At 58.2% G+C, this 13,994-nt stretch carries 13 protein-coding genes; 8 read left to right on the plus strand and 5 right to left on the minus strand.

What is annotated here, in order from left to right; translation table 11 throughout:
* The 3 genes from BM395_RS15920 to BM395_RS15930 all read right to left on the minus strand — a co-directional run.
* Positions 1 to 269: transposase (locus tag BM395_RS15920; protein WP_141124100.1), on the minus strand; the 269-nt coding region annotated here is incomplete at its 3' end.
* A gap of 284 nt (positions 270 to 553) precedes the next feature.
* A complete protein-coding gene (locus BM395_RS15925) occupies positions 554 to 1,756 on the minus strand; it encodes an HD domain-containing phosphohydrolase (RefSeq protein ID WP_069902541.1) in 1,203 nt (400 codons plus the stop codon).
* Positions 1,757 to 1,771: 15 nt separating this feature from the next.
* Positions 1,772 to 5,272: a response regulator gene (locus tag BM395_RS15930; protein ID WP_090513605.1), complete on the minus strand. Its 3,501-nt coding sequence runs from the start codon at positions 5,270 to 5,272 to the stop codon at positions 1,772 to 1,774.
* A gap of 122 nt (positions 5,273 to 5,394) precedes the next feature.
* On the opposite strand from BM395_RS15930, the gene ada reads away from it, so the two are divergent.
* Genes ada through BM395_RS15960 form a run of 6 tightly spaced genes read left to right on the plus strand, consistent with a single transcriptional unit; the run spans position 5,395 to position 9,255 of the window.
* Positions 5,395 to 6,432 (plus strand): bifunctional DNA-binding transcriptional regulator/O6-methylguanine-DNA methyltransferase Ada, encoded by a 1,038-nt coding sequence (gene ada / locus BM395_RS15935; protein WP_090513608.1) that lies wholly within the window; start codon positions 5,395 to 5,397, stop codon positions 6,430 to 6,432.
* A gap of 59 nt (positions 6,433 to 6,491) precedes the next feature.
* On the plus strand, positions 6,492 to 6,800 hold the full coding sequence (locus BM395_RS15940; RefSeq protein WP_090513611.1) for a MazG-like family protein: 309 nt from the start codon (positions 6,492 to 6,494) through the stop codon (positions 6,798 to 6,800).
* The gene (locus BM395_RS15945; protein WP_090513614.1) at positions 6,793 to 7,542 is read left to right on the plus strand and encodes a methyltransferase domain-containing protein; all 750 of its coding nucleotides are present in this window, start codon (positions 6,793 to 6,795) and stop codon (positions 7,540 to 7,542) included. Before BM395_RS15940 ends, BM395_RS15945 begins: the two co-directional genes overlap by 8 nt.
* 9 nt (positions 7,543 to 7,551) lie before the next feature.
* On the plus strand, positions 7,552 to 8,157 hold the full coding sequence (locus BM395_RS15950; protein ID WP_090513617.1) for a DUF4136 domain-containing protein: 606 nt from the start codon (positions 7,552 to 7,554) through the stop codon (positions 8,155 to 8,157).
* Positions 8,158 to 8,197: 40 nt separating this feature from the next.
* Entirely contained in the window at positions 8,198 to 8,764 is a 567-nt protein-coding gene (locus tag BM395_RS15955; protein WP_090513619.1) for a DUF4136 domain-containing protein, read from the plus strand.
* A gap of 8 nt (positions 8,765 to 8,772) precedes the next feature.
* Positions 8,773 to 9,255, plus strand: a complete 483-nt coding sequence (locus tag BM395_RS15960) for a GNAT family N-acetyltransferase (RefSeq protein WP_425287628.1) — start codon at positions 8,773 to 8,775, stop codon at positions 9,253 to 9,255.
* Here BM395_RS15960 and BM395_RS15965 read toward each other — a convergent pair.
* Both BM395_RS15965 and BM395_RS15970 read right to left on the minus strand, forming a co-directional pair.
* Positions 9,227 to 11,989: a PAS domain-containing sensor histidine kinase gene (locus BM395_RS15965; protein WP_090513622.1), complete on the minus strand. Its 2,763-nt coding sequence runs from the start codon at positions 11,987 to 11,989 to the stop codon at positions 9,227 to 9,229. The genes BM395_RS15960 and BM395_RS15965 overlap by 29 nt on opposite strands.
* A 9-nt stretch (positions 11,990 to 11,998) precedes the next feature.
* Complete coding sequence (locus BM395_RS15970) at positions 11,999 to 12,451, minus strand: TadE/TadG family type IV pilus assembly protein (RefSeq protein WP_090513625.1); 453 nt, start codon at positions 12,449 to 12,451, stop codon at positions 11,999 to 12,001.
* Between the two features lie 105 nt (positions 12,452 to 12,556).
* On the opposite strand from BM395_RS15970, the gene BM395_RS15975 reads away from it, so the two are divergent.
* Both BM395_RS15975 and BM395_RS15980 read left to right on the plus strand, forming a co-directional pair.
* Positions 12,557 to 13,030, plus strand: coding sequence for a prepilin peptidase (locus BM395_RS15975; RefSeq protein WP_069902531.1), 474 nt, complete (start codon positions 12,557 to 12,559; stop codon positions 13,028 to 13,030).
* Positions 13,031 to 13,171: 141 nt separating this feature from the next.
* Positions 13,172 to 13,948 (plus strand): response regulator transcription factor, encoded by a 777-nt coding sequence (locus BM395_RS15980; protein ID WP_418889792.1) that lies wholly within the window; start codon positions 13,172 to 13,174, stop codon positions 13,946 to 13,948.
* The last annotated feature ends 46 nt before the right edge of the window (positions 13,949 to 13,994 follow it).

The following is a 13,994-nucleotide window of genomic DNA, read 5'->3' on the forward strand; positions in this document are numbered from 1 at the left end:
GCAAACTGGCGCAGGATGGTGGTCTCGTACAGCGCTTCCTCCATCGCCGGGTCGCTGTAGCCAAACCAGTTCTGCATCAGATGAACCCGCAGCATCGCCATCAGCGGATACGCCGGACGACCGCCTTCGCCCTTGGGATAATGCGGGGCGATCAAGGCAACCAAACCCTTCCACGGCACCACCCGATCCATCTCGATCAGGAACAGCTCTTTGCGGGTCTGTTTGCGCTTGCCGGCGTACTCGGCGTCGGCGAAGGTCATCTGCTTCATCGGAAAACTCGGCGGGTGGAGTCCGGGCATTTTGCCAAAATAAGGAAGTCTTCTTCAGAGTTTCCTTAAGGGTCCTGTATGGCCTGAATTGTCGTTAGCGTGTTACTCGCGTATCTGATGGCAAAACACTTTGCTTTTCAAGGGCCTCTTATACGGCAATCGAGACGTAGCGCCCACCCTGACAGAATGATTAGTCCCTCCGAGCCTGATTCCAGAGCCTTGAAATATGCGGAAATAAGCAACAAAGGCCGCACAACGTGCAGCCTTGCGACACGCCAATGAGTTTATTTCAGCGCGCTGGGATCGCTCTGGGGCAACCCCAGTTCGATTGGCTCACCAAGCGAGTCATTCAGACGCTGTAATTCATAGCGTATAGCTTCGGCGTCGTCGGCCAGCTCCAGGGCGATACTGGCAAATTCATCGGCGACCTCGATAAAGGCCAGCACCACCGAGGGGTCAAAAATGTGCCCGCTGCTGCTGGTGATTTGTGCCGTCGCCTGAGCATGGCTGACGACTTGGCGGTAGGGATGCCGGCTGGTCAGGTCTTCATACGCATCGACCAACGCCATCAAACGTGCGGACAGTGGAATTTGTACGCCGCGCAACCCTTGTGGATAACCGCTGCCGTCCCAGTGTTCGTGCTGGCTGTAGACGATGTGCTTGGCATCGGTGAGAAAGGTAATCTGGCTGCCCAGTTTCGCTTCTGCCGCCTCCAGTGCCGCGCGACCGGCTTCGGTATGCTGATGCAGCAGCCTGAGGTCATCGTCCGAAGCCTGCTGCGGGGCGAGCAGCAAACGGTCTGGCAACACCAGCTTGCCGATGCCATGCAACAAGGCAGATTTGCCCAGCCGTTCAATGGCCTCCTCGCTCATTTCGTCTTCCAGGCCGGGTTGTTGGCGCACCAGTGCTTGAGCCAGCACGCGCATGAAGCGCTCAACCCGTGCCAGGTGATTACCACGCGGGTTATCGCGCATCGCCGCCAGATTGGCCAGCGTTTCAATCGTCACCTGTTGCAACTGCTCCAGTTCGCGGGTGCGGCGGCGTACGGCAAGCTCGAGGTATTCGTTGCGGTCACGTTGAAAATCCGCATTCAGCTTGAGTTGCAGGTGGGCATTGATACGCGACAGTATCAACGCAGGGCTTATCGGCTTGGTGAAGTAATCAACGGCGCCCAGATCGAAGCCCTTTTGCTCATCGGCTTCATCGCTTTTTGCAGTGAGAAATATGACCGGAATATTGGCAGTTTGCGGATCGGCCTTGAGTTGGCGACACACTTCATAGCCATCCATACCCGGCATCATGATGTCGAGCAGGATCAAATCCGGAGCAACGCTACCGGCGGCGATTCTCAGGGCATTTTCACCGCTGGTGGCGACCTTGAGGCGATAATGATCGAACAGCAGTTCGCTCATCAATTGCAGGTTTTCGGCGGTATCATCGACCAGCAGAATCAACGGTTGGTCGGGTTGCTCAAGCATATCGCGCATTGCAAAACTCCCTGCTTACATCTTGAGGCCGCGTAAGCTCATTGCACCGCGCAATTGAACCAGCGCCGCAGCAAAGTCGTAGCTATTGATAGCGGCGTAAAACAGCCCCTGCTGATTACCCAAAACACTTTGTAATATAGCGGCTTGGTGTTCGAACACCTTGCAGGCCCGCGGATCGTCCGCCTCCAGCAGGCTGATCATTTGCTCACACACCTCAATGACCTGCTTGGCATCAACGGGTTCTGCCGGCTCTACGACAGCCTGATGGCTCGGAAACGCGTGGATGATGGCGCCACACAGGCTGGTCAGTTCAACCTCCAGAGCGGTCAGTAATGGTGTAACCGAATCACCCTGCGGATCGTTCAACGCAGCATCCAGCGCAACGGCCTGACCTTGCAGTTTGGTCGCGCCCAAACTGCCCGTCAGGCCTTTGAATGTGTGGGTGAGGCGCGCGGCGCAGGCTTGGTCAGACTCAGCCAATGCAGCCCTTAAATGTTCGGGGAAACGGCCCTGACTGATGGCGAATCGCAGCAGTAACCGCAGGTAAAGCTCGACATTACCCTGAACCCTGCGCAGGCCTGCGGCGATATTCACGCCTGGCAATACCAGTTCAGACGGCAGGTCGGCTTGGCGTTGCTGGTTCGGCGATAAGCTTGCCTGAGGCCTTAACCAGCGCTGCAAACAGGACTCGACCGACTCGGGCTCAAGCGGCTTGCTGAGAAAGTCGTTCATGCCCGCCTGCAGGCACAGCGCTTCGTCCTCAGCCTGCACATTGGCGGTCAAGGCGACAATTGGCAGGTGCTCGAACTCGAACATCTGCCGTATGGCCTGAGTCGCGCGAATACCGTCCATCACCGGCATCTGCATGTCCATCAGCACCAAGTCGTAATAATCAGCCCCCATTGCGCGCATGCGACTGAGCGCCACCGCACCATTCTCAGCCTGATCAATGTGCAGCCCGGTACCCTGCAGCAGCCCGATCACCAGTTCGCGATTAATCGGGTTGTCTTCGACCAGCAGTATCCGCAACCCGGAGAAGTCTGCCGTCTGAGGCTGCGGGTTAATGGTCATTTGACCGTCATCGGACGATTGCAGATTAAGCGCTGTGCCCAGCACCTCTTGCAGCATGTTTGCCAGCACCGGCTTGGCCAATACACTGACATAGCCGGCCGATTCCGCGCGGATGAAAACACTGTCCTCGCAATACCCACTCATCAGCAACATCGGCGCGACAGACTGCAGGTTCAGCGCCTGGATTTGCCGGGCAAGGTCGATGGCGTCCATGCCCGCCACATCGTAGTCAATGATCAGCAGATCGTAGGACGACTCGGCGACCTGTAAAGCCTGCAGAACAGCGGCGTGAGAACCCACAGCATGCACCTCGAAGCCTTGCTGCTGCAGCAATCGCGTCACGCACGCACGTGCCCGCTCATGATCATCCAGCAACAGCACCCGCAAACCTTGATACAGCGCCTGGCGCGAGGGCTGAATGCTTTGCGCTTCAAGTGCCAGCCTGAACCAAAAAACACTGCCTTCGCCAACCTTGCTGCTAACGCCGACAGCGCCGTGCATCGCTTCGGCCAAGCGCTTGCTGATCGCCAGCCCTAAGCCGGTGCCGCCATATTGGCGCGTGGTTGAAGAGTCGCCTTGCTGAAAGGATTGAAACAAGCGCGAGATCTGCTCTTCGGTCAAGCCGATCCCGGTATCGCTAACCGCAAACTCAAGCTGTTGCTCTCCTGCTTCGCTGCGCACCACTCGCACGCTCAGGCAGACCTCGCCGTGCGGGGTAAACTTGATCGCGTTGTTACAGAAGTTGATCAGTATCTGTGCGATTCGCAATGGGTCGCCCACAAGCTTTTCCGGCACTTGCGACTCAATATCGAAGACCAGTTCGAGGCCCTTCTGGCCTGCTTTATGACCCAGCAGCGTGGCCAGATTCTCAAGCACCGTTTGCAACTCGAACTCGACATGTTCGATGCGCAAGCCATTAGCCTCAATCCGCGAGAAGTCGAGAACGTCATTAATGATTTCCAGCAGATGCTGGCCGGCCTGCTGAATCTGGCTCAGATAATTGCGCTGCCGACTCTCGGTAGCCCCGCGCAACGCCAGATGTGACATACCGAGGATGGCATTCATCGGCGTGCGAATTTCGTGGCTCATGTTGGCCAGAAAGTCGGACTTCATACGTGCAGCCTGCTCAGCCATCTCTTTGGCGGCAAGCACAGTTTCTTCTGCCTGCTTGCGCGCAGTGATATCACGACTGATGCCTACCAAACCTAAAGAGGCGCCCTGTTCATCGCGGATAACCGTACGCACCGTATCGAAGATGACACTGCGCCCATCGGGATAAACCACCGGTTCTTCACGATTGTTCGGCTGCTCATCGCTCAACGCCTCACGATCATCCTGCGCGCGCATCGTCGCCCAATCAGTGCTCAGCAGTTGCTGGTCGGTTTTGCCGATTATTGCCTTACGCGATAGCCCGAACAGCTCGGCACAGGCGATGTTAAGCCCTGCATAGCGCCCAGCCGAGTCCTTGAACCAGATGGGATCGGGAATCGCATTTATCAGCGTCAGCAACTTGGTGCGTTGCAGGTCGGCCTCGGCTTCGGCGGCCTTGCGCTCGGCTATCTGCTCAGCCAACCGGCGATTCCAGAACAGAATGAGCGTGATCAGCACCAGCGTACCGAGTAGATACGGCCAGGCGAGTTGCAGCAAACGGTGCCAGTTGAACTCGGTGAGGTGCGGCAACCAACGGTCCTTGACCTCTTGCTGCTCATCATTGGTCAGGCTGGCCAACGCCTTGTCCATCAACACCAGCAATTCTGGCCAGTCCTTACGCACGGCAAAGTGGAATTCGCTGGTGTTCAGACCCGCCTCGCCGCGCAACTCCAAATTGTTGAGGTTAAGTTTTCGGATCAGGTAACTGGCCGCGATCATGTCGCCGATATAGGCATCTGCCCGCCCCGAAGACACGGCGCGCAGCGCTTCCTCGCTGGAGCCGACCGACTGGATAATCACATCCGGCACCCGGGTTTTCAGCATGTACTCGGCGGCAAAGCCTTTCTCTACCGCAACGCGGGCGCCGGAGAGCGCATCAGCACGCTGGTACGATTTGTCTGCGCGGGTAATGAGGAGGCTGCTGCTTCTTAAATAGGGGCTGGTGAACGACATGCGCGACAGCCGCTTTGGGGTGATCGCAACCGAGGGCAGCACATCCAGCCTGCCAGCTTCCAAGTCCGCCAGAGCGCCCACCCAACTGTCGACGATTACCGGCAGAAAGCGCACACCTAGCCGTTCGCCAACCAACGTCAGGTAATCACCACTGATGCCAGTATGCCGGCCCTGCGGGTCCATCACATCGAAGGGCGGCCAACCTTGCTGCTCAACGCCGACACGAATGACCGGGTGCGCCTCAACCCAGGCAAGTTCATCTTCGGTTAGCAATATCCGGGGTGCAGCAGCCAGCGAAAATGCCAGTAACCATAGCGTTGAAAACATCCACACCCGGAGCATTGTCGCCCTTCCATTGCGCACTATCACCCACCTGATTTATGCCAGCAGTTTAAAAGTCAGAATCGGATTGGCACTCAAGGCAGCAGCTCCGATAATCTCAGTATCGTCCGAGGAGCCCGTTGATGCCCGATTTATCTCGCTATTGGCAAGCCGTGTGCGAGCGTGATGCAAGCTATGACGGCCAGTTTGTATTCGCGGTCAGCAGCACCGGCGTCTACTGCCGCCCCAGTTGCCCGGCACGCAGACCGAAGGCGTCTAACGTAAGCTTTCATGGCAGTTTCGAGGAGGCCGAGCGCGCCGGTTTTCGCCCCTGCAAACGCTGTTCGCCACACGGCCAAAGCCCCGCTCAACAGATGGATCAACTGGTAACTGCCGCCTGTCGGCTTTTACTCGAATCAAGCCCTGCGCCAACGCTGGCGCAATTGTCCGAGCGTATTGGCGTCAGTGCATCGCACTTGGTGCGCGCATTCAAAGTGCGCACCGGGCTCACACCTAAAGCGTGGCTTGCTGCGCAGCGTAAAGCACGCTTCGAGACGCTGATCCCGACGGCAGACTCGGTTCTCGAGGCCGCGCTCACTGCCGGGTACTCCGGCACGCGGGCGATTTATCAGCAGCCACAAGCACTCAGCCCCAGCCAACGACGTCAACAAGGCCGGGGCGAAACGCTGCGCTACACATTCGGTCAATCGACCCTCGGCCAAGTACTTCTGGTCGCCAGCGATAAAGGTGTCTGCGCCTTGTGGTTGGGCGACAGCACAGAGGCGTTGGAAACAGAGCTGCATGCTCGCTTCGCTCAAGCAAGCTTGCAGCCAGATCCGGCTGGACTGGGCAGTTGGTTGCAGGCCGTGCTCAAGCAGATTGTTGAACCGCAGCGGGCTGTGCAATTGCCGCTGGATATTCGCGGCACAGCCTTCCAGCAACAGGTGTGGCGCGCCCTGCAGAGCATTCCTTGCGGCCAGACGCGCAATTATCAACAACTGGCCCTGAAACTCGACAGCCACCCACGGGCCGTGGCGCGCGCCTGTGCCAGTAACTCACTTGCACTTCTGATCCCCTGCCATCGGGTTATCAATGCGGCGGGTGGCCTTAGCGGGTATCGCTGGGGCATTGAGCGCAAGCAAGCGCTGCTTGACCGTGAGCAGACCAGCAAAGCTGATTGACGCGCCCTCTTGCGTCGCTGCCTGATCCATCCGAAGCTATGCGCCCCCAAGGAGCGCGCATGAACATCCAAGAGTTGACTCAACGTCTGCACGCCATTCGTGACCGTAACGACTGGCGTAAATTTCACAGCCCGAAGAACCTGGCCATGGCTGCCAGTGTCGAAATGGCTGAGCTGGTTGAAATATTCCAGTGGCTGAGCGAGGACCAATCGCGCCAGCTGGATCCCGCCGTGCTGGAGCATGCGGGGCAGGAAGTCGGCGATATTGTGTTGTATCTACTATTGCTGTGCAGCGAGTTGGGGCTCGATATGGATCAGGTGGTGCGGGCCAAGCTCGCCGACAGCGAGAGGCGATTCTGCAATGACTGACCGCCACTTCGATGAGCTGGCGACTCGCTTCGCTGAAAAAATTTACGGTGGAGCCAAGGGCGCGATTCGCCTTGCGGTGTTACAGGCCGACCTCGCAGAAGCCTTGCCGGATAAACCCCTGCGCGTGCTCGATGTCGGCGCGGGTCTGGGCCATATGTCGCTGTGGCTGGCCGAGCGCGGCCACGATGTAACACTCGCCGAACCGGCTGGGCCGATGCTCGAAGGCGCACGCGCGCGTTTTGCCGAGGCGGGGCAAACAGCCACGTTTATACAGGCACCGTGGCAGGACTTACTGGGCCAACTCGACCAACGCTATGATTTGGTGGTGTGCCATGCCGTGCTGGAGTGGCTGGCAGAACCGGCGAGCATTCTGCCCGTGTTACACCAACTTACAGCGCCAGACGGCATGCTATCGCTGGCGTTCTATAATAAGAACGCACTGGTTTACCGTAACCTGCTCAAGGGCCACTTCCGTAAATTGCGCAAGGCTGAGTTCGCGGGTGAGAAGCAAAGCCTGACCCCGCAACAACCGCTCGACCCAGAAGAGATGGCCACGCAACTCGCAGAGCTTTGGCAGGTCGAAAGTCAAAGTGGGATACGGGTTTTCCACGACTACATGCCGCACGAGTTTCAGGCCAAGGCCGAATTGATCGACTTGCTTGAAATGGAATTGGCTTACCGGCGGCACCCTGCGTTTGCAGGACTGGGGCGTTACCTGCACTGGATTTGCAGGCCCCGTTAAGCGGAGACGATGATGAGACGCATCACCCTAGCGATAGCGTGCCTGGCTTTGGTCGCGTGTCAGAGCCAGAACCCCTATCGTGCGCAATCATTACCGCTCCCGCCCGCTCCGCCCCAGGCTGCAAATCAGGCAGATCTCAGCAGTTACCCTGTGCCAGCACGAAACTACGGCCAATATAAAAGTTGGGGTTGGCTCAATGGCCAGACGCCGCCCGGTATGGGTTGGGCTACCCCCGATCTGGTGCAACAAGCCGTCAGCAGTGCACTCGACCAACGTGGCTTACGCCCCGCACAACCGGGCCAGACAGCAGACCTGAGCGTGAGCACCGACATGCGCATCGAGCGGCGACTCCGGCAGGTAGCCGATAGCTATGCAGGCGGTTATTACGGCGGGGGTTACTACAACGACGGTTTTGGCGTCGGAGCCGGTGTGCCATTGGTTCGCACCTATGAAGAGGAAGTCGTGGTGGTGCAGATAGACCTCTACGACAACAAGGATAAGCAACGCGTCTGGAGCGCCACTGCCGAAAGCTCAAGCGCTGGCAGCCGGGCAGATCAGGCGGACGCACTGCGCGACGCGGTACAAGGCGCGCTCATCACCTATCCACCCTATTAATTCACCTTGATGCATTAACACCGAGGTCGAGGAGTCAATCATGCGTATGAAGTTATTCGCACTGCCCCTGTTATTAATGCTGGCCGCGTGTCAGGCGCCGCAGCCCAACCGCGACTACGACACCAGCAAGGACTTCGGCGCTTACCGCACGTGGAGCTGGAAGGAGCCGGCGGTGCAGTATCGCCCGCAAGACCCGCGCCTGCAGAGCGACCTGACGGATTCGCGCATTCGCGGCGCGATCAACGAGCAACTGGAACAGCGCGGCCTGCGCATGGCAGCCAACAACAGCAGTGGCGACTTGCAGGTACAGGCCTGGATGATTGTCGATGACAAACAGCAGCAAGTCAGCACCAGCTACGGTGGTGGCGGTTACTGGGGCGGCCCGTGGGGAGGCGCTTACGGCGGCCCGGCCTATATCGACACGCGCACGGTGGACTATCAGGTCGGCACGCTGCAAATCGACATGTTCGACAGCAAAGACGGCAAGCTGGTCTGGCGCGCCAGCAGCCAGAAAATCCTCAATGACAGGGCACTCAATCCAGCCCAGCGCGATGCTGAAATTCGTCAGTCGGTCGGGCGTATTCTCAGCCAATATCCGCCGCGTTGAGCATTTCGGTGAACATACGCCCAGCACTGCCGGAGGACCTGCCGAGCGTTGTCGGTTTTGCGCAAACCGAACAAGAGCTGTATTTCAGCTTTCCCAAGGCGGTCTGGCCGCTCAGCCTTGAGCAACTGGCCGAGGCAATGGCAACCCGCCAGGGCAGCACGGTGGCTGTGCTTGATGGCGAGATCGCCGGTTTCGCCAATTTCTACCAATGCCAAACCGATGAATTCTGCGCGTTGGGTAATCTGATGATTGCCCCTTGGGCGCGGGGCAAGGGCGTTGCGCAAGTGTTGATCGGGGCGATGGAACGGCTCGCCCGCGAGCAATTCAACGCCCGCTTCTTACGGGCCTCATGCTTCAACCAGAACAGCGCCGGGCTGCTGCTTTACCCCAAGCTGGGTTATACGGTCGAGGCCATCGTCGAGCGCCAGAATCACCAAGGACAACGTGTTGCCCTGATCCAGTTCAGCAAGTCTCTGCTTGCGGCGACCTGACCTGACTGGCGATCGGCAGGCAAATGGTAAAGCGTGCGCCCCCCGCTTGGTTTTCGACGCTCAACCGCCCGCCCATTTGCTCGATGATTCCGTAACTCACCGATAAACCCAGCCCCGTGCCTTTGCCAACTTCCTTGGTGGTGAAGAACGGCTCGAAGATCCGCTCCATTATGCGTGGCTCGATCCCGCCGCCATTATCTGCAACATGAACTTTCAGCCACTCAGGTTCCTGCTCGGCTTCAACGCAAATACAGGGTGAAAAGTCCGGTTCTTTCTCGCGCTTATCGAGCATGGCATCACGGGCGTTGACCATAAGATTGATCAGCACCTGCTCCAGTTGATCAGCATGGCCACGCACTGCCACCGCAATCGACTGCTCAGCCACCTGCACCTCAACACCTTTACTGCTGAGGCCATCGCGCAACATGGAAACCGCTCCTTCAACCGCTTGCAGCGGGTCAAACAACTGCTGCTCGGCCTCGGAGCGACGACCAAACACACGCATGTGATCGACCAGACGCGCGGCGCGCTGAACCTGCGACTCGATACGCATAAGTTTTTCTTGCAGGTATTCATTGGGCAGTTCGCCCATCGACAGGCGCTTGAGCACATTGGCCACGGCCATGCGCATGACATTCAGCGGCTGATTCATCTCATGCGCCATGCCTGTGGCCATTTCGCCCAGTGTGGCCATTTTTGCGCCCTGAAACAGCTGCTGCTGGGCCTTGCGTACCTCGGTGTTATCGCGCCCGACCGCCTGCACTTCAATGAGCTGACCGTGCTCATCAAAAATCCCGCGATCTGCCCATATCCACCATGCATGCTCACGGCCTTGCAGTTGCAGGCAGATCTCGGCGGTGCTCAGCGGCTGCTCGGCGGTCAGTCCTGCCAAGCGCTGTTCAAACGCAAGCAGTTGCTCTGCCGACAACCAACTGCCCAGATTACTTCCAACCAGTTCATCTGGCTCAGCTTCGAGGTAAGCCGCCAGTGGCCGGTTGGCAAAGCTCAGGATCAGATCAGGTTTGTAGCGGCATATCATGGCGGGGGAATCTTCAACCAGCACCCGATAACGTTCCTCGCTCTCGCGAATCCGCTCGGCCGCCAGCGTCGACTCGGTAACATCCAGCCAGAGCCCGACCGCCTCCAGCGGTTGGCCCTGATCGTCTCGCAGTAATTTCGCCTCATCCAGCAACCAGTGATAAGCACCGTGCTTGTCGCGCAACCGGTAACGGCAACTGACGCTGCCATCACGCAGCAAGCGGCGGGCACGGTCAAAGAACACCTGATAATCATCCGGGTACACCTGTTCGGCGAGTTGCCCGCCCGTCAGTTGCTCAAGGCTCCAGCCGAACAGAGGCTGCAAGCTTGCGCTGCAAAACTCCAACTCCAGCGCACCGTCGTTATAGGCCTGCACATAAATAGCCGCTGGCGAGCTGGCAATCAGATTACTCAAGCGAGCATGCGCGGCCGAAGCCAGTGCCTCCTGCTGCTTGATGTCACTGATATCGAGCAGGAAACCACAGACCCGCAACGCATTAGCGTGCCCCTTGGCCTCGGCCTGCACACGGTACCAGCGGTACTCATTTGCCTTACCCGGCTCGAGGATTCGCAAGCACTGAACAAAACTCTGCCCCTCGACACTCAAGCCGGTGAGGCGCAGGCGGAACTCATCTCGATCTGCCGGGTGAATGACCGACAACCAATCAGCCAAGAGCACACCGCCAACTCGGGATAACGCCAAGGCCTTGGCCAGCGTAGGTGACAGCTCGAACAATTGGCTGCCACTGGTGAACTCCCACCAGCCCGTGCCCAACAACCCCTGCAACACCGTAAGCCGATCACGCTCCTGCTCAACCCGCTGCGCATGTAGGCGTTGCAGCAACGCCTCAGCGATCAGGCTTGTCAGTTGTGACCACTCGCCTACCCGCAAGGCCGGAACTTGCTCGGCAGCGCAATATCCCCCGAATAACAGCCAGACTGACGCGCTGCCGGGGCGCTGATAAGGCACCGCAAAGGCTGGCTGGCTGCCAAAAACAGAGCGCAAGTCCGGTGAGTCCGCCAACTCTCGCGCGGTCAGTTGCTGCGGTCGATCACCCTTGAGCAAGGCCAGGGCGACGCCTAGCGATTGCTGCTCACGCCACAACTCGGGCGCTTGAAAGCCTTGATGGCGGGCAAACACCTGCCAGTCGCCACCCGGTGATGGCAGCGCCAGCGCAAGATTGGGCACCTGCCAGCTATGGGCCAGGGTACTCAACACTTCGCCCATCGCCTGAGGCAGACGCCCGGCCGACTCACTGCGAATACGCGCAGCAAACAACGCGCCCTGCGACAAACAATGGCGGCGCACATCGACAATATGCGATTGCTCCAGCAAGTCGCCCACACCCATCATGCGCAGGGTCCAGACCTTTTCGGCAACGTGCAACCAGCCGCGCATTGCAATCAGTTTGCCGGTGGCAGCCAGAAAATCGAGATCAATCACCTGCCCCTGCCACTCATCAAGCTGAGCTGGCACCGAACGTGCGCTGGTCGTGCATAACCAGTCCGCCAGCGGGCTCGGAATACTCTGCACCTTGAGGTCACGAAGCACATCGCCGCTGGCCGCGACGACCATGCCCTGCTCATTCAGGCTGATGATGAGTGCGTGTGGCGGCTGCTGTTCAACGACATTCAATTGCGCGGCTTGCTCCGTCGCAGTCGCAGGCCGTTCGCGTCTACCAAACCAGTTAGCCATAGCGCGTCCTCAGTTGTGCAGTTTGATGCTCGACGATGCCACTAACTCATCCGGCAACTGCGGGATGGCCCCAACGCCAGGCAGAATCAGTGCAGGCACCAATGGCTTCAACTTGTAGGGATACGCGATGCGCACATTGAAAACCCCATCATTGCCAGGCGCTGTGGCCTCGACCACCAACGCGCTGCTGACGGTAGCGGGGAGCCAGGCGAGTTGCTCGCTGGCGACTGAATCTGCAAGCGCCTGATAATCCTCAGGTGAGACTTCTTCCGGCACCAGTGCCACGGCTTGACGGGCCACTTCGGCAGCGGCGTTGTTAAACGACTGCATCATCAACAGCGGCAAGCTGTAACTGACCGTGCCATAGAAAATGGCGAAGAAAACCACAAACACAATCGCGAATTCGATCGCTGCGGCGCCGCGCTGGCCACCAGCGAAGCCCTTGCTAGCAATCCTGCTCATGTTCATATCCTTATTAAATGCAGGGGTAACACGCGGTAATAGATGTTGCATTGAAACTAGCCTAAAAGTACGATCGTACCAACTCGATATCATCAGGCCACTGCAATGAGCAGCTTCGTTGTTGCTGTTTTTCTCGGCATTTGTGCGCTGCAAGACATCAAACACAAACGCATCAGCAACTGGCTGACGCTGAGTGCAATTGTTGCCGCGCTGGCGTATCTGTTGGTATTTCAGCGATCCTGGCTCGGCGCGCCGCCTCTTGACGCAGCGCTGGCAGCCACATTCGCATTGCTGCTCAGCCTTCCCGGATATGCCCTCGGCAAGTTTGGCGGTGCAGATGTCAAACTGCTGCTGTTCATCGGTTTGGCCGGCAGCAGCCAACTTCTGTTGCTTTGTATCGCAGGCGCAGGGCTCGCTTACGCGGGCTGGGTGTTGGCTGCCAAGCCAGTCTGGCCATTGCTCAGTGAAACCGCGCAAAACCATCTCGGTCACATGGCGCCCGCGCAGGTTAAGACCTACCCGTTTGCGCCATTCATTCTCGCCGGATTCTTGACGGCTATTTTTTTGACTGAAATGTGATGCTTCAACAAAATATGCTATACCCAAAGCAGTAACTGGACAAAGGAATGAAGTGTACGAATGTACACTGAATTGCTTAGAATAGGCGGCGATTATTCGCGTATAGACTAGGTAGTCACAATAAAAACAGGAATGGACGACATGACTTTGCATTACGGGGCGGTAAAACTTCTCATCGTCGACGATGACCCAATTATTGTCGACGAGCTTAGTGAGTACCTCGGTGCTTGCGGTTATGCGTGTCAGGTCAGTCACTCTGCCGGGCACGCCATCGAGTTGTTTCAGCAAGACCCTGCCATCGGTATTGTCCTCAGCGATCTGCACATGCCCGGGCTCGACGGCCTGCAGCTGGTCAAGGAGCTGGAGCGCCTGAGCGCTGGCGAACGTATTTTCGAGGCGGTCATTTTCACCGGCCAGAGTGAGAGCAGCGACGTGATCGCAGCCATGCGCGCCGGCATTGCCGACTACCATCAAAAACCGATTGATCTGGAAGAAGTACTGCTCACCATCAAGCGCCTTGAGCGCCATCGCAACGAGCGCCTGCAGGATGCGCAACGCCTCGACCAACTCAATCAGAAATTGCAGCTGCTCTCCGAATCGCTGGGCGAGTTGCACCACGATATTCATCAGATGCGTAACCGCTGCAGCCAGCCGCCAGCCAAGGCCAGCGAAGCGGTACTCGAACGCGAAATCCCGAGTAACTTCAACCAGCTGTCGCCACGCCAACTGGATGTCGCCCGGCTGATCGGCAAAGGCATGACCAACTACCAGATTTCCTGTGAACTGGGGATTACCGAGAACACGGTAAAACTCTACGTGTCCCAGGTTCTGCGCCTGACCCACATGCACAACCGCACCCAACTGGCCCTGGCCCTCTCGCCGAACCGCCAGCACAGCGACAGCCGCTTTGTGCACTGATTGACTCGAGACAGAATGAGTTCGGCCCCAATACCCCGCCGGGAGC

It is taken from the genome of Pseudomonas marincola, from assembly GCF_900116605.1.
Classification (GTDB): domain Bacteria; phylum Pseudomonadota; class Gammaproteobacteria; order Pseudomonadales; family Pseudomonadaceae; genus Aquipseudomonas; species Aquipseudomonas marincola.